Source organism: Streptomyces sp. NPDC037421 (genome assembly GCF_055602105.1).
In genome coordinates, this window is record NZ_JBVJWV010000002.1 from 340,493 (window position 1) to 355,898 (window position 15,406).

The window sequence follows — 15,406 nt, forward strand, 5'->3', positions numbered from 1 at the left end:
CTTACTCCCCTCCCCCCCCCCCCCCCCCCCCCCCCCAGCCCCCCCCCCCCCCCCCCCCCCCAAACCCCCCCCCCCCCCCCCCCCTCCCCCCCCCGCCCCCCCCCCCCTCCTCCCCCCCCCCCCCCCCCCCGCCCCCCCCCCCCCCCCCCCCGGCCCGGGCAGCCGAGGCCGTGCCCCCATGTCCGCAACACGCCGATATTTCGTGAGAAGTGCCACTCCGCGGCTCCGGATGCGCGCCTCGCGGCGCACCAGGGCGCCGGTTCTGGCAACTTGGCTGGCATGAGTACGGCAACGCGCAGATCCCCCCTGACCGACTGGACCCTCCTGGTCCCCGTGGTGGCGCTCGTCGCGCTCGTCCTCAGCTGGGGACGGGACCTGCCCGGCTTCGCCGTGGCCCTGGTCGCCCTCTGCCTCGCCGGGGCCGTCCTCGCGGCCGTGCACCACGCCGAGGTCGTCGCCCACCGGGTCGGCGAACCCTTCGGCTCGCTGGTCCTCGCCGTCGCCGTCACCGTCATCGAAGTGGCCCTGATCGTCACCCTGATGGCCGATGGCGGCGACAAGACCGCCTCCCTCGCCCGGGACACCGTCTTCGCCGCCGTCATGATCACCTGCAACGGCATCGTCGGCCTGTCCCTGCTCGTTGGCGCCCTGCGCAACCGGGTCGCCGTCTTCAACGCCGAAGGCTCCGGGGCCGCCCTGGCCACCGTCGCGACCCTCGCCGTGCTGAGCCTGGTGCTGCCGACCTTCACCACCAGCAAGCCCGGCCCCGAGTTCTCCTCCGCCCAGCTGACCTTCGCCGCCGTCGCCTCCCTCGCCCTCTACGGGCTGTTCGTCGCCGTCCAGACGGTCCGCCACCGGGACTACTTCCTGCCCGTGGACACCGGGAGCACCGGCCCGGGCTCCGGCAACGGCGACGACGACCACGCCGAACCGCCCACCGCCCGCGCCGCCCTCATCAGCCTCGGCCTGCTCTTCGTCGCCCTCGTCGCGGTCGTCGGCAACGCCAAGGCCGTCTCCCCGACCATCGAGAAGGGCGTCTCCGACGCCGGACTGCCCCACGCCGTCGTCGGCGTGATCATCGCCCTGCTCGTCCTGCTCCCCGAGACCCTCGCCGCCGTCCGGGCCGCCCGCCGCGACCGCGTACAGACCAGCCTCAACCTGGCCTACGGCTCCGCCATCGCCAGCATCGGCCTGACCATCCCGGCCATCGCCCTCGCCTCCATCTGGCTGACCGGGCCGCTGCTGCTGGGCCTGGGCGCGATCCACATGGTGCTGCTCGCCCTGACGGTGGTGGTCGGCGCCCTGACGATCGTCCCGGGCCGTGCCACCCTGCTCCAGGGCGGCGTCCACCTCGTACTGCTGGCCGCCTACCTCTTCCTCGCCGTCAGCCCGTAGGACCCGGCCGGCGCAGCGATATTGACCTTGGAGCCGCGGCGGGGCGAGGATCGCGCCCATGACGGCAGTGCGGCACCAGACGGTCGACGGGCTCGTACGGGACAGCGCGCGGCGCGTCCCCGACCGGGTCGCCATCCGCTACCGGGAGCGGAGCTGGACGTACGGGGAACTCGACGCGGCGGTCTCCACCGGCGCCGCCGTGCTGAGGCAGAGGTACGGGCTGGCCGCGGGGGACCGGGTCGCGGCCTTCGCCCACAACTCCGACGCCTACCTCATCGCCTTCCTCGCCTGCGCCCGGGCCGGACTCACCCACGTCCCGGTCAACCAGAACCTCACCGGCGAGGACCTCGCGCACATCCTCGGCGACTGCGCGAGCGCCCTGGTCCTCGCCGACCCGGACCTGACCTCGCGGGTCCCCGCAGAACACCCCGTACGGGCGCTGCGCGACGCACCCGGGTCCTTCCTGTCCGCACTGGCCGGGCCGCTGGCGTACGAGTCCGCCGGCGATCCGGACGCCGTGGTGCAGCTCCTCTACACCTCGGGCACCACGGCCCTGCCCAAGGGCGCGATGATGACGCACCGGGCCCTGGCGCACGAGTACGAGAGCGCGATCGAGGCCCTGGACCTGGGGGAGGCCGACCGGCCGGTCCACTCGCTGCCGCTCTACCACTCGGCGCAGATGCACGTCTTCCTGCTGCCCTACCTGGCGGTCGGCGCGCACAACACGATCCTGGACGCGCCGGTCGCCGAGGAGGTCTTCGACCTGGTGGAGGCCGGCCGGGCCGACAGCCTCTTCGCGCCGCCCACGGTGTGGATCGCGCTGGCCAACCACCCGCAGTTCGGGCAACGGGAGCTCGGCGCCCTGCGCAAGGCCTACTACGGGGCCTCGGTCATGCCGGTACCGGTCCTGGAACGGCTGCGGGCCCGGCTGCCCGGGCTGGGCTTCTACAACTGCTTCGGGCAGAGCGAGATCGGCCCGCTGGCCACCGTCCTGGGGCCGGGGGAGCACGAGGGGCGGATGGACTCGTGCGGGCGCCCCGTGCGGCACGTGGAGGCCAGGGTCGTGGACGAGGAGGGCGCGGACGTCCCCGACGGCACGGCGGGGGAGGTCGTCTACCGCTCCCCGCAGCTCTGCCTGGGCTACTGGAACGACCCCGAGGCCACCGGGAAGGCATTCCGGGACGGCTGGTTCCGCTCCGGCGACCTCGCGGTACGGGACGCCGACGGGTACTTCACGGTGGTCGACCGGGTGAAGGACGTCATCAACTCGGGCGGGGTCCTCGTGGCGTCCCGGCAGGTGGAGGACGTGCTCTACACCCACCCCGGGGTGGCCGAGACGGCGGTCGTCGGGCTGCCCGACGAGCGGTGGATCGAGGCCGTCACGGCGGTGGTCGTGCCCCGCGGGGAGGTCACCGAGGCGGAGCTGACGGCCTACGCCCGCGAGCGGCTCGCGCACTTCAAGGCGCCCAAGCGGGTGCTGTTCGTCGATGCCCTCCCGCGCAACGCCAGCGGCAAGATCCTCAAGCGCGAACTCCGCGACCGGTTTGGCACCGGCTGAGGAACTCCCGGCCGGTCACTCCCGGCCGGTCACTCCCGTCCCGGATCGTCGGCGTGCCCGTGCCCGTGCCCGTGTGTGGGCGGCAGGACCCCGTCGGCGCGCAGCCGGCGCAGGGTCAGGTCCTCGTGGACGAGGCGGCCGACCATGGCGCCGCCGTAGACCACGAAGCCGACGCCGACGAGCCAGGACTGCACGACCAGCAGCGTCCCGAAGGGGCCGTACGTGACGGCGTTCGAGGCGATCAGCGGGGAGAACACCAGTTGTGAGAAGACCCGGAGGCCCAGCAGTCCGAGGCTCGTCGCCACCGCGCCGGGCAGCAGGGCCCGCCAGCGGACCCGGCCGCCCAGCAGGAGCCGCCCGGAGCTCCAGAAGAACAGGCAGGTGCCGACGGTGTCGCTGACGGTGCCCACCACGGTGCCCGCCACGCTGTCGGACGGGGCGGGGATCCCCACCAGCAGCGCGAGGTAGCAGACCAGCAGCGCCAGCCACACGACGTGCCGCCACATGGTGTGCCAGCGGGCCGTGGGCAGGTCCCACACCTTCTCGTAGCCGGTCTGCACGGCGGAGCCGAAGGTCAGCCCGAACACCGCGAGGGCCGCCAGGCCGAAGGCGGTGGTCCGCTCCAGCGCCAGGTCCGCAGCCCCGAACAGCATCTCGACCCGGGCCCGCGAGGACGCCGTCACCCCGAGGGCCTGGCCCAGCCAGCGGCCGAAGTTGGAACCGCTGCCCGGCGCGGCCGCCGCCACGACCACCAGCAGCGGCACCAGGGTGAGGAAGCCCAGCGCGGCGAAGCCCATCGCCCGGTGCATCAGCTCGATCTCCCGGCCGCGGCTCCAGGCCAGCCCGGCCGGGGAGCCCAAGAGCCGGTCGTGGAGGCGCCGGAGGGTCGAGGTCACACCTGATCCCCTACCCGGGCGGCCCCGGCCCTTCCCGGAAGGGGCCCCGAAATGAGCCCGAACAGGTGGTTTCGTCCGCCCGCCGGTGTACCCGGCCCGCTCAGGAGGCGTGCGGCTCCCGGAGGTCCCTCACCCGCTTGATCTTGCCGACCGAGCGCTCCAGGCTCTCCGGTTCCACCACCTCGACGGCGACGGACACCCCCACGGACTCCTTGACCGCCCGCACCAGCTCCGCGGCCGCCGCCCGCCGCCTGACGGGGTCGGCCTCCCGGCGCGCCTCCACCCGCACGGTGAGGGCGTCGAGGCGGCCCTCCCGGGTCAGCCGCAGCTGGAAGTGCGGGGCGAGGCCCGGGATGCGCAGGAGTATCTCCTCGATCTGGGTCGGGTAGAGGTTCACCCCGCGCAGGATGATCATGTCGTCGCTGCGGCCGGTCACCTTCTCCATCCGGCGGAAGGCCGGCCGGGCCGTCCCCGGCAGCAGCCGCGTCAGGTCCCGGGTGCGGTAGCGGATCACCGGCATGGCCTCCTTGGTGAGGGAGGTGAACACCAGCTCCCCGGGCTGCCCGTCCGGCAGCACCGCCCCGGTCAGCGGATCGACGACCTCGGGGTAGAAGTGGTCCTCCCAGATGTGCAGGCCGTCCTTGTGCGAGGCGAACTCCTGGGCGACGCCCGGTCCGATCACCTCGGACAGGCCGTATATGTCCACGGCGTCGATGCCCAGCCGGTCCTCGATCTCCCGGCGCATCTCCTCGGTCCAGGGTTCGGCGCCGAAGATCCCGGTGCGCAGCGAGGTACGGCGCGGGTCGATGCCCTGGCGCTCCATCTCGTCCAGCAGGGTGAGCATGTAGGAGGGGGTCACCATGATGACCTCGGGGCGGAAGTCCTGGATCAGTCTGACCTGGCGGTCCGTCATGCCCCCGGAGGCGGGGACCACCGTGCACCCCAGCCGCTCCGCGCCGTAGTGGGCGCCCAGGCCGCCGGTGAACAGGCCGTACCCGTACGCGACGTGCACGATGTGCCCCGGCCGGGCGCCCGCCGCGCGCAGCGACCGGGCCACCACATCGGCCCAGGTGGCCAGATCCCCGTCCGTGTAGCCCACCACCGTGGGGCGGCCCGTGGTGCCGCTGGAGGCGTGGATGCGGCGCACGTCCGTGCGCGGCACGGCGAACATCCCGAACGGGTACTGCTCGCGCAGGTCCGCCTTGGTGGTGAGCGGGAAGAGGGACAGGTCCGCCAGTGAGCGGCAGTCGTCGGGGTGGACCCCCGCCTTGTCGAAGGCCTGCTGGTAGAAGGGCACGCGGTCGTACGCCCGGTGCAGGGTCGCCCGCAGCCGCTTCAGCTGGAGCGCCGCCAGCTCGTCGGGGCTCAGCCGTTCGCCTTCGTCCTGGGAATCCCCGAGGTCTTCGAGACCCGCACGCGCCGTCATGGCCGTCACCTCATCGTCATCGTCGTCGAGAGTCGTATCGCCAAAGCCCAACCGAACGTTCATTCGGTAGACTGCCGGACCCCGCTGGGTAAATCAATGACTCGAACGAGTGATCGTCTGATCTGATGGCCCGCATGCCTGTATTCACCACCTATGACGGAACCGAACTCGCCTACCACGTCAAGGGCGAGGGCGAACCGCTCGTCTGCCTCCCCGGCGGCGCGATGCGGGCCTCCCGGTACCTGGGCGACCTCGGCGGGCTCTCCGCCGGCCGCCGCCTCATCCTCCTCGACCTGCGCGGCACCGGCGACTCCGCGACACCGTCCGACGGGTCCACGTACCGCGTGGACCACCAGGTCGCCGACGTCGAGGCGCTCCGCCAGCACCTGGGCCTGGACCGCATGGACGTCCTGGCCCACTCCGCCGCCGGCAACCTCGCCGTGCTGTACGCCGCCGCGCACCCCGAGCGCGTGCGCCGTCTGGTCCTCGTGACCCCGACCGCCTGGGCCGTGGACCTCGGGCCGACCCCGGAGCAGAGCCTGGAAGCGGTCCGGTCCCGGGCGGGCCGGGAGCCCTACGACGCGGCCATCGCCGCCTACGAGCGGCTGTGGGCGGCCGGCGGTGACCCCTCCCCGGAGGACCGCCGCCAGGCGATGGTCCTCGCCTACGGCCGCTGGGACGAGCGGGCGCGCGCCCACGTCGCCGCGAGCGAGCACGAGCGCAACCAGGAGGCCGCCGCCGTCTTCGCCGGCCCCGGGGCGTTCGACCCGCCCGCCACGCGCGCGGCGCTCCGCCGGTTCGACGGCGAGGCGCTGGTCCTGGCGGGGGAGCTGGACGGCTACCCCACCGTCGCCGTCGCCGCCGAACTCGCCGGGCTCCTGCCCTGCGGAACCGCCGACGTCCAGCGGGGCGCCGCGCACTTCCCCTGGCTGGACGACGCCGAGTGGTTCGCGGCCCGCGTGGAACGCTTCCTGTCCACCGGGGCCTGACCCCGGCCCCTTCCCCGCCCGGACCGGGCTCCGGGCGGGGAAGGGGCGGCCGACGCGCCCTAAGGCCCGTGGGTCCTGTACCCCACCCCGCCGAGCCACTGCGCCAGCGGCGCGTCCGGGTGGTCGGCCCGTACCCCGGCCGCCCGCCACGGCGCGTCGGCCAGGAACTCGCGTGCCAGCCGGTCCGCCTGCACCGCCGGGTCCTCGGCGGTCACTTCCCGGACGGCGCCGTAGCGGCCGGCCGTCCGCCAGGAGCCGTCCGGGTTCTCCAGGACGTGCTCGAAGAAGAGCCGTACGTCGCCGGGCCCGCCCAGATCCGACCAGACGCGCGGGACCTCACAGGACCAGCGCTCCTGCCAGGCCCCGTCGGCACGCAGCGCGTCGCCCAGCAGCCGCGCCACCGTCAGCGCGGGCCACTCCCAGCCGAAGTCCGCGGCGGCCCTGGCCAGTTCGGCTTCGTACTGCGCCGCGTCGAACCGGTCGGGGCCCAGCCCGGGCACATCCTCCGCCATGGGGTGCCACTGCCAGGTCACCACCCCGCCCTCGCGCCGGATCGTCACGTCGTAGGCGTCGTGGCAGCCGCACGCCTTGTGCGCCATCGTGATCCGCCGTGGCCGCTCGCCCGCCTCCAGGCCGCCGCCGGGGAGCAGCCACTCGCGCGGATCCCCGAAGATGACGTCGACGTCGTGGCCCGGGAGTTCGCTGCCGTCCGCGAGCGGGCGGAACTCCAGGTCCTCGAAGGACTTCGTGGGGTCCGGGCTGTTGACGCGGATGCCGAAGCGGCGCAGGTGTACTTCCATGTCCCCAGGCTGCGGGCCCGGGGGGCGGGAAGCCAACCGGGTTTCTCAGTGCGCCGCGTCGGCCTGCGCGGCGACCGCCTTCGCCCAGCGGTAGTCCGCCTTGCCGCTCGGGGAGCGCTGCACCGCCGGTGTGATGACCAGCTGGCGCGGGATCTTGTAGCCGGCCAGCCGCGTACGGCAGTGGCGCTGGATCTCCTCCAGCGTCGGCTCCGGCGCGCCCTCCCGTACCTGCACCACCGCGGCCACGTGGTTGCCCCACGTCGGGTCCGGGACTCCCGCCACCAGGGCGTCGTACACGTCCGGATGCGACTTCAGGGCCTGCTCGACCTCCTCCGGGTAGACCTTCTCCCCGCCGGTGTTGATGCACTGCGAGCCGCGCCCCAGCACGGTGACGATGCCCTCCTCGTCGACCGTCGCCATGTCGCCGAGCAGCACCCAGCGTTCGGCGCCCTTCAGGAAGAAGGTCTCCGCCGTCTTCGCCGGGTCGTTGTAGTAGCCGAGCGGGACGTGCCCGCGCTGCGCGAGACGTCCCGGGACGCCGACCGGCACGGGCTCGTGCGTCACCGGGTCCACCACCTGCGTACGGTCGTTGACCTGGAGGCGGAACCCCTTCTCCGGGCCCGAGTCGTCCGTCGCCCTGCCGTTGGAACCGGACTCGGACGAGCCGAAGTTGTTCAGCAGCAGCACGTTCGGCACCAGGCGCTGGAACTCGGCGCGGACGGTCTCCGACATGATCGCCCCGGAGGAGGAGACGCTGAACAGCGAGGACAGGTCCGTCCCCTTGAGCGGTCCGTTCAGGGCGTCGATCAGCGGCCGCAGCATCGCGTCGCCGACCAGCGACACGCTCGACACCTTCTCCTTCTCTATGGTGCGCAGTACCTCCTCGGGCGCGTACTTGCGGTGGATGACCACCCGCTGGCCGTAGTTGAAGGCGATGAACGAGGTCAGCGTCGAGGTTCCGTGCATCAGCGGTGGAGCGGGGAAGAAGGTGAGCCCGGCGCCGCGCGCCGCGACCCGCTCGGCCAGTTCCTCCGGCCGCTTCACCGGCTCGCCCGAGGGTTCCCCGCCGAACAGCCCCGCGAAGAACAGGTCCTCGGCCCGCCACATGACGCCCTTGGGCATGCCGGTGGTGCCGCCGGTGTAGATGATGAACAGGTCGTCGGGGCTGCGTTCGGGGAAGCCGCGCTCCGGGGACCCGGCCGCCTCGGCGTCCTCGTACGCGACCGGCGCGACCGCCGGCTCCGGCGCGCCGGCGGGCGCCCGCCCGACCCGGACGAGGTGCCGCAGCTTCGTCGTCTGCGGCAGCGCGGCCGACACCCGCCCGGTGAACTCGCCCTCGAAGACGAGCGCGGCGAGGTCGGCGTCGTTGTAGAGGTAGACCAGCTCCTCCTCCACGTACCGGTAGTTGACGTTCACCGGCACCAGGCGGGCCTTGAGGCAGGCCAGCACGGTCTGCAGGTACTCGATCCCGTTGTAGAGGTGCAGCCCCACGTGCTCACCGGGCCGCAGCCCGCTGTCCAGCAGGTGGTGCCCAACGCGGTTCGCCGCCGCGTCCAGTTCCGCGTACGTCAGGCGGCGCTCGGCGCCGGTCCCGGGGTGGTCGACGTACACCAGCGCCTCGCGGTCCGGGACCACGTCCACGACCGATTCGAACAGGTCGGCAAGGTTGTACTCCACCGTTCCTCCTGACCCGAAAGTGCTCACGGCTGGGCTGCTCGGCGGTCATTAGAGCGCCGCCCGGTCCAAGTGGGAAGGGCGCACGCGAAGAAATCTGACTGAGTGTCAGAAAACTATTGAACTGCACCCGGCCCTCCTGCAACCTGTTCTAGGTCTTGAGACGGGAGGACGGCAATGGGTGGGACGGAACACCTGACCGTGGAGCGCCGTGGCGCCACGCTGGTGCTCACCATGAACAGGCCGGAGGCGAAGAACGCGCTCTCGCTTCCGCTGCTGGTGGGCCTGTACGACGGCTGGCTGGAGGCGGACGGGGACGACACCGTCCGCTCGGTGGTCCTGACGGGCGCGGGCGGCGACTTCTGCGCCGGCATGGACCTCAAGGCGCTGGCCGGCAAGGGCATGGCGGGCGACCACTACCGGGACCGTCTCAAGGCCGACCCCGACCTGCACTGGAAGGCGATGCTCCGCCACCACCGGCCGCGCAAGCCGGTGATCGCGGCGGTCGAGGGCTACTGCGTGGCGGGCGGCACCGAGATCCTCCAGGGCACCGACATCCGGGTCGCGGGCGCGGGGGCCACGTTCGGCCTGTTCGAGGTCAAGCGGGGACTGTTCCCGATCGGCGGCTCCACGGTCCGGCTGCCCCGGCAGGTCCCGCGCACGCACGCGCTGGAGATGCTGCTGACGGGGCGTCCGTACTCGGCCGAGGAGGCGGCCCGGATCGGGCTCGTGGGGCGGGTGGTGCCGGACGGGACGGCGCTGGACGCCGCGCTGGAGACGGCGGAGCTGATCAACGCGTGCGGGCCGCTGGCCGTCGAGGCGGTGAAGGCCTCGGTGTACGAAGCCGCCGAGCTGACGGAGACGGAGGGCCTGGCCGCCGAACTGACCCGGGGCTGGCCCGTCTTCGAGACGGCCGACGCGAAGGAGGGGGCCCGGGCCTTCGCGGAGAAGCGGCCGCCGGTCTACCGCCGAGCCTAGGCGCCGGCCGCGCGTGTACCGGACCCCCCTCGGCCCCGCCCCCGAGCCCCACCCCGGGCCCGCGGCCCGCCCCCGTACCGGGCCTGCGGCCCGGGTCCGGCGTCGGGTGTGCGGTCCGGCCCCGTGCCGGGTTCGTGGCCGGTTCCCGAACCGGGCTGGTGGCCCGAGCCCGTACCCGGCTCGTGGTCCGGTCCCGTACCGGGTCTGCGGGGCGTGGTCCGTTCCCGGCCCGCGGCCAGGGTTCTGCTTCGGCCCCGCGGGCCGGTCCCCGTACCGGGCCTGGCGGCCGACCTCGGTGTCCGGTTCGGGGCACCGCCCGCTTCCGGTTCGCGGGCGGAGCCCGGCTTCGGGCCGGTGGGCGCGGTCCGTGGATGCCGAACCGGGTCCGCATCGGATCTGCGGTCCGGTCCCGGCGCCGGGCTGGGGTACCCGGCGCTGCCGGTCCGCGGTGCGGATCGCGCAGCGGACTCGCGTGGCCCGGGTCCGGTGCTGCGCGTGCGGAGCGAACTTCCTTCCGGACCTGCGGTCCGGCGCCGACCGCCGGGGTGGGGAGGGCTGCCCGTTCCTGGCCTGTGTCCGGGCGGCCCGCCCCCGGCGTCCCAGGGCCGGCCGATCGGCGCACCGGCCCGCCGGTCCACGGCTCGGCGTCCGAACGGTCCGTCAGCCCACCGGCTCGGTGTCCGAATGGCTCACTGGCCCGGCCCGCCGGCCCAACGACCTGCTGCCCAAATGGCCCACCGGCCACCGGCCACCGGCTCACCAGCGCACCGGCCCAGCAGCCCACCGGCCCGCCGGGGCCGGTCAGGGCGGTCGGGGTGGTGCGCAGGACCAGCCGTGTGTGCCGCGTGGCGATACAGACCCCCGAGAATCGGAGAGACAACCATGACAGCCGCGTCCCCGCCCGAGGTGCTGCGTGCGCCCCTCGTCGTCGAGTTCCCCTTCACCCGGTCCCTCGGGCCCGTGCAGAGCGCCTTCCTCACAGGGCTCCGGGAGGGCGTCGTGCTCGGCGTCAAGACCTCCGACGGGCGGGTCATGGTGCCGCCCGCCGAGTACGACCCCGTCACCGCCGAGGAGATCCGGGAGCTCGTCGAGGTCGCCCCCACGGGTACCGTCACCACCTGGGCCTGGAACGGCGAACCCCGCCCCCAGCAGCCCCTCGGCACCCCCTTCGCCTGGGTGCTCGTGCGGCTCGACGGCGCCGACACCGCGATCCTGCACGCCCTCGACGCCCCCGGCCCGGAGGCCGTGGCCACCGGGATGCGGGTACGGGTCCGCTGGGCCGCCGAGCGCACCGGGGCCATCACCGACATCGCCTGCTTCGAGCCGTACGGGGGTCAGGACGCGGGCGGAGCCGGCCCGCACGACGGGGTGTTCGCCGACCCCGTCACCGGCATCGTCGCCGAGGCCCGCCTCGACTACACCTACAGCCCCGGCCGTGCCCAGACCGCCTACATCAACGCCCTCTCCGAGCGGCGCACCGTCGGCGAGCGCTGCCCCTCCTGTCACAAGGTGTACGTCCCCCCGCGCGGCGCGTGCCCCACCTGCGGGGTGGCCACCACCGACCGGGTCGAGGTCGGCCCGGCCGGGACCGTCACCACCTTCTGCATCGTCAACATCAAGGCGCGCAACCTCGACATCGAGGTCCCCTACGTCTACGCCCACATCGCCCTCGACGGCGCCGGCCTCGCCCTCCACGGCCGGATCGGCGGAATCCCGTACGACCAGGTCCGCATGGGCCTGCGCGTCGAACCGGTGTGGACCGACGGCGGCCGCTACCCCGACCACTACCGCCCCACCGGCGAGCCGGACGCGGACTACGACGCGTACAAGGAGCTCCTCTGATGCCCAGGAACACCCGCCACGCGCGCGAGGTGGCCGTCGTCGCCTTCGCCCAGAGCGACCACCTGCGCCGCACCGACGAACTCAGCGAAGTCGAGATGGTGATGCCCGTCCTGCACCAGGTGCTGGCCGCCACCGGACTCAAGGCCGGCGAGATCGGCTTCACCTGCTCCGGCTCCAGCGACTACCTCGCCGGCCGGGCCTTCTCCTTCACCATGACCCTCGACGGGGTCGGCGCCTGGCCGCCGATCCCGGAGTCGCACGTCGAGATGGACGGCGCCTGGGCGCTCTACGAGGCCTGGGTCAAGATCCAGACCGGCGAGGCCGACACCGCGCTCGTCTACGCGTACGGGAAGTCCTCGCCCGGATCCGTACGGGACGTCCTGACCCGGCAGCTCGACCCGTACTACCTCGCCCCCCTGTGGCCCGACTCGGTGGCCCTGGCCGCCCTCCAGGCGCAGGCGCTGATCGACGCGGGCGAGACCGACGAGCGCGCGCTCGCCGGGATCGGAGCCCGCAGCCGCGCCTCCGCCGGGGGCAATCCGCACGCCCAGCTCAGCGGCCCCGTCCCGCAGGGCGGCTACCAGGTCCGGCCGCTGCGTACGGGCGACTGCCCGCCCGTCGGGGACGGCGCGGCCGCCGTCGTCCTGGCCGCGGGCGACACCGCGCGGCGGCTGTGCGAGCGGCCCGCCTGGATCACCGGCATCGACCACCGCATCGAGGCGCACGGCCTCGGCCTGCGCGACCTCACCGACTCCCCGTCCACCCGGACCGCCGCCGGGCACGCCGGGGTCTTCGACGCCCCCGTCGACACGGCGGAACTGCACGCGCCGTTCTCCTCCCAGGAGGTCGTGCTCCGCAAGGCGCTCGGACTCGGCGACGCGGTGGCCGTCAACCCCTCGGGCGGGGCGCTCGCCGCCAACCCGATGATGGCCGCCGGCCTGATCCGGATCGGCGAGGCGGCCGCCCGCATCCACCGCGGCGAGTCCCGCCGGGCCGTCGCGCACGCCACCTCCGGCCCCTGCCTCCAGCAGAACCTGGTCGCCGTCCTGGAAGGGGACCCCGCATGAGCGCTTCCGGCACCTCCGGCACACCGGGCAAGGAGCCCGTGGCCGTCGTCGGGATCGGCCAGACCAAGCACGTCGCCGCCCGGCACGACGTCTCCATCGCGGGCCTGGTCCGCGAGGCCGCCGTCCGCGCCCTCGCCGACGCCGAGCTGACCTGGGCCGACATCGACGCGGTCGTCATCGGCAAGGCCCCCGACTTCTTCGAGGGCGTGATGATGCCGGAGCTCTACCTGGCCGACGCCCTCGGCGCGGTCGGCAAACCGATGCTCCGCGTCCACACGGCCGGGTCCGTCGGCGGGTCCACCGCCCTGGTCGCCGCCAACCTGGTCGCGGCCCGGGTCCACCGCACCGTCCTGACCCTGGCCTTCGAGAAGCAGTCCGAGTCCAACGCCATGTGGGGGCTCTCGCTGCCCGTCCCCTTCCAGCAGCCGCTGCTGGCGGGCGCGGGCGGCTTCTTCGCCCCGCACGTGCGCGCGTACATGCGGCGCACCGGCGCCCCCGACTCGGTGGGATCGCTCGTCGCGTACAAGGACCGGCGCAACGCGCTGAAGAACCCGTACGCGCACCTGCACGAGCACGACCTCACCCTGGAGAAGGTCCAGGCCTCGCCGATGCTCTGGGACCCGATCCGGTACTCCGAGACCTGCCCGTCCTCGGACGGCGCCTGCGCGATGGTCCTCACCGACCGTGCGGGCGCGGCCCGTTCGCCGAAACCGGCGGCCTGGGTGCACGGCGGGGCGATGCGCAGCGAGCCGACGCTCTTCGCGGGCAAGGACTTCGTCTCGCCGCAGGCCGGGAAGGACTGCGCGGCCGACGTCTACCGGCAGGCCGGGATCACCGACCCGCGCCGGGAGATCGACGCGGTCGAGATGTACGTGCCGTTCTCCTGGTACGAGCCGATGTGGCTGGAGAACCTGGGCTTCGCGCAGGAGGGCGAGGGCTGGAAGCTCACCGAGGCGGGGGTGACCGAACTGGACGGCGACCTCCCGGTGAACCCCTCCGGCGGGGTGCTGTCCACCAACCCGATCGGCGCCTCGGGCATGATCCGCTTCGCGGAGGCGGCCCTCCAGGTCCGCGGCCAGGCCGGGGAACACCAGGTCCCGGGGGCCCGCCGGGCGCTGGGGCACGCGTACGGCGGCGGCGCGCAGTTCTTCGCGATGTGGCTCGTGGGCGCGGAGCCGCCGCGCTCCTGACCGGGCAGGGGCGGGGGCGGTGTGCCGCACCGGCCGCGGGTGACCCACCGTGGCCTGTGCGGCACCCGCCGCGATCGCTACCCTGGGCCCCCGGACGACGTACCCGCACCGGGAGGAGCACGCACGTGGCCGAGAGCACGACTCCGAAGCCGTTCGCCGGCTGGGGCAAGCCCGAGCTCGATCTCAGCGCGGCCGACTGGCAGTCGAGCAGCCGGGGGGTGGGCGACGTCCAGATCGCCTTCGTCGAGGGGTTCATCGCGATGCGCAACGGCGAGCGCCCCGACGGCCCCTCGCTGGTCTTCGCGCCGCGCGAGTGGCGCAAGTTCGTCCTGGGGACGCGGGGCGGACGCTTCGGCCCGAGCTGAGCCGGCGCCGGCCGGGTCAGGCCGGCCGGGCGGTCAGCCGCAGGGAGACCTGGAGCTCGTGCTCCCCGGACACGGTGCCGAGGTGCTCGCCGGCGAAGGCGTCCTCCAGTACGGCGCGGACCGCGCGCACCGGCTCCGCGGCGCCGTCCAGCTCGGCGGTCACGGGGGCGGCCGGCCGGGCCCGCGGGCTCGCGCCGGGCGCCCGGTGGCGGACGTCCACCGTCGCCGACCAGATGCTCGGAGCCGCCGCGGCCCCGGCCGCCCGCTCCGGGACCGGCGGGGCCATCCCGGGGAACGCCTCCGCCAGGACGCCGAGGACGGCGTCGGCACCCGCCCGGTCGCAGTGACTGACCAGTACGTTCACTTCCGCCTCGGCGGCCCGTACCGCGTCCACCCGCGCCGGGTCGGCCGCCGGACCCGCACCCGTCCCGGTACGGGAGGCAGCGCCCGGCGCGCGGCCGTGCTCGTCCACCATGGCCCCCGCGTCCGGGAGCAGCGCGGCGCGCCGCTCCGGGGCGTCGTGCCCGCGGTTCGTGTTCATCGTTCGCCTCCGGGTCGGGGTGCGGCCCCGCGCGCAGCCCGGGGCCGACCGTGGACCGGCACGTCAGGTGCCTCACCCGGCGGCTGTCCACAGACGGCCGCCCCAAACCCGCCCGGGCCGGATCCGCCGGATCCGCCGCCGGGCCGCCCGCGAAATCCGGTGGCGGCCGTCGCGGCCACCGCCTTACGGTCGCCCCCGATGGACATCTCCTTCCGGAAGCTGCCGGGAAACCAGCACGAGATCACGGTCACCGGCCGCCGCGGCCCCGACGTACGGCTGCCCGCGCAGCCCACCGGTCCGACCCTCCCGCACGACCTCGCCCACGCCGCCGTGGAGGAGGCGCTCGGCATCACCGACGGCTTCTGGGGCGCGATGGCGGCCGGCGCCACCTTCCAGGGCTTCGAGACGACCGGGCCGAGCCGCCACCGCCGGTCGGGCCTCAAGGTGCTGCGCCGCGGGGGCGACGCCGTGATGGCGGCGGAGATGGCCGTCAACTGGGCCTACCGCGCCTGGTCCGGACTGCCCGTCACGGGCCGCGGCGTGGGCCGGCCCCCGCTCGGCGAAGCCGAAGTGGAGCGGGCCCGCACCGCCCTCGACGCGGCCTCGGCCCGCTGGACCGCGGTCCCGGTGGGCGGAACCCTCACCTGGCGGTGGCGCTGACGGCGCCACCCCCGCGGCCCGTGCG

14 protein-coding genes are annotated in these 15,406 nt (G+C 74.3%); 9 read left to right on the plus strand and 5 right to left on the minus strand.

What is annotated here, in order from left to right; translation table 11 throughout:
• Positions 1 to 279: 279 nt before the first annotated feature.
• Both ACZ7IF_RS05030 and ACZ7IF_RS05035 read left to right on the plus strand, forming a co-directional pair.
• Complete coding sequence (locus ACZ7IF_RS05030) at positions 280 to 1,395, plus strand: calcium:cation antiporter (protein ID WP_470963171.1); 1,116 nt, start codon at positions 280 to 282, stop codon at positions 1,393 to 1,395.
• Positions 1,396 to 1,453: 58 nt separating this feature from the next.
• Positions 1,454 to 2,953, plus strand: a complete 1,500-nt coding sequence (locus ACZ7IF_RS05035) for a fatty acyl-CoA synthetase (protein WP_470963174.1) — start codon at positions 1,454 to 1,456, stop codon at positions 2,951 to 2,953.
• Positions 2,954 to 2,982: 29 nt separating this feature from the next.
• Here ACZ7IF_RS05035 and ACZ7IF_RS05040 read toward each other — a convergent pair whose 3' ends face one another.
• Both ACZ7IF_RS05040 and paaK read right to left on the minus strand, forming a co-directional pair.
• Entirely contained in the window at positions 2,983 to 3,849 is an 867-nt protein-coding gene (locus ACZ7IF_RS05040) for a YhjD/YihY/BrkB family envelope integrity protein (RefSeq protein ID WP_470963176.1), read from the minus strand.
• Positions 3,850 to 3,949: 100 nt separating this feature from the next.
• Positions 3,950 to 5,275: a phenylacetate--CoA ligase PaaK gene (paaK, locus tag ACZ7IF_RS05045; RefSeq protein ID WP_470963178.1), complete on the minus strand. Its 1,326-nt coding sequence runs from the start codon at positions 5,273 to 5,275 to the stop codon at positions 3,950 to 3,952.
• Between the two features lie 134 nt (positions 5,276 to 5,409).
• Between paaK and ACZ7IF_RS05050 the strand changes: the two genes are divergently transcribed.
• The gene (locus ACZ7IF_RS05050; protein WP_470963180.1) at positions 5,410 to 6,264 is read left to right on the plus strand and encodes an alpha/beta fold hydrolase; all 855 of its coding nucleotides are present in this window, start codon (positions 5,410 to 5,412) and stop codon (positions 6,262 to 6,264) included.
• 59 nt (positions 6,265 to 6,323) lie between these two features.
• Here the strand turns inward: ACZ7IF_RS05050 and ACZ7IF_RS05055 are convergent, their stop codons facing one another.
• Both ACZ7IF_RS05055 and ACZ7IF_RS05060 read right to left on the minus strand, forming a co-directional pair.
• Entirely contained in the window at positions 6,324 to 7,064 is a 741-nt protein-coding gene (locus ACZ7IF_RS05055) for a hypothetical protein (RefSeq protein ID WP_470963182.1), read from the minus strand.
• A gap of 45 nt (positions 7,065 to 7,109) precedes the next feature.
• On the minus strand, positions 7,110 to 8,741 hold the full coding sequence (locus ACZ7IF_RS05060) for an acyl-CoA synthetase (protein ID WP_470963184.1): 1,632 nt from the start codon (positions 8,739 to 8,741) through the stop codon (positions 7,110 to 7,112).
• Between the two features lie 174 nt (positions 8,742 to 8,915).
• Between ACZ7IF_RS05060 and ACZ7IF_RS05065 the strand changes: the two genes are divergently transcribed.
• The 5 genes from ACZ7IF_RS05065 to ACZ7IF_RS05085 all read left to right on the plus strand — a co-directional run bounded on the left by ACZ7IF_RS05065 (position 8,916) and on the right by ACZ7IF_RS05085 (position 14,180).
• Positions 8,916 to 9,716 (plus strand): crotonase/enoyl-CoA hydratase family protein, encoded by an 801-nt coding sequence (locus ACZ7IF_RS05065; RefSeq protein WP_470963187.1) that lies wholly within the window; start codon positions 8,916 to 8,918, stop codon positions 9,714 to 9,716.
• An 882-nt stretch (positions 9,717 to 10,598) separates the two neighbouring features.
• Positions 10,599 to 11,558: a Zn-ribbon domain-containing OB-fold protein gene (locus ACZ7IF_RS05070; protein WP_470963190.1), complete on the plus strand. Its 960-nt coding sequence runs from the start codon at positions 10,599 to 10,601 to the stop codon at positions 11,556 to 11,558.
• Complete coding sequence (locus tag ACZ7IF_RS05075; protein WP_470963193.1) at positions 11,558 to 12,625, plus strand: thiolase domain-containing protein; 1,068 nt, start codon at positions 11,558 to 11,560, stop codon at positions 12,623 to 12,625. Before ACZ7IF_RS05070 ends, ACZ7IF_RS05075 begins: the two co-directional genes overlap by 1 nt.
• Positions 12,622 to 13,815, plus strand: coding sequence for a thiolase domain-containing protein (locus tag ACZ7IF_RS05080; RefSeq protein WP_470963196.1), 1,194 nt, complete (start codon positions 12,622 to 12,624; stop codon positions 13,813 to 13,815). The genes ACZ7IF_RS05075 and ACZ7IF_RS05080 overlap by 4 nt, the downstream gene beginning before the upstream one ends.
• Before the next feature lie 125 nt (positions 13,816 to 13,940).
• Positions 13,941 to 14,180 carry a DUF397 domain-containing protein gene (locus tag ACZ7IF_RS05085; RefSeq protein ID WP_470963199.1) on the plus strand — a complete coding sequence of 80 codons (240 nt, stop codon included), beginning with the start codon at positions 13,941 to 13,943 and terminating at the stop codon, positions 14,178 to 14,180.
• 16 nt (positions 14,181 to 14,196) lie between these two features.
• Here the strand turns inward: ACZ7IF_RS05085 and ACZ7IF_RS05090 are convergent, their stop codons facing one another.
• Positions 14,197 to 14,721 (minus strand): hypothetical protein, encoded by a 525-nt coding sequence (locus ACZ7IF_RS05090; protein ID WP_470963202.1) that lies wholly within the window; start codon positions 14,719 to 14,721, stop codon positions 14,197 to 14,199.
• A gap of 198 nt (positions 14,722 to 14,919) precedes the next feature.
• On the opposite strand from ACZ7IF_RS05090, the gene ACZ7IF_RS05095 reads away from it, so the two are divergent.
• On the plus strand, positions 14,920 to 15,381 hold the full coding sequence (locus tag ACZ7IF_RS05095) for a hypothetical protein (RefSeq protein WP_470963205.1): 462 nt from the start codon (positions 14,920 to 14,922) through the stop codon (positions 15,379 to 15,381).
• Positions 15,382 to 15,406: the final 25 nt, after the last annotated feature.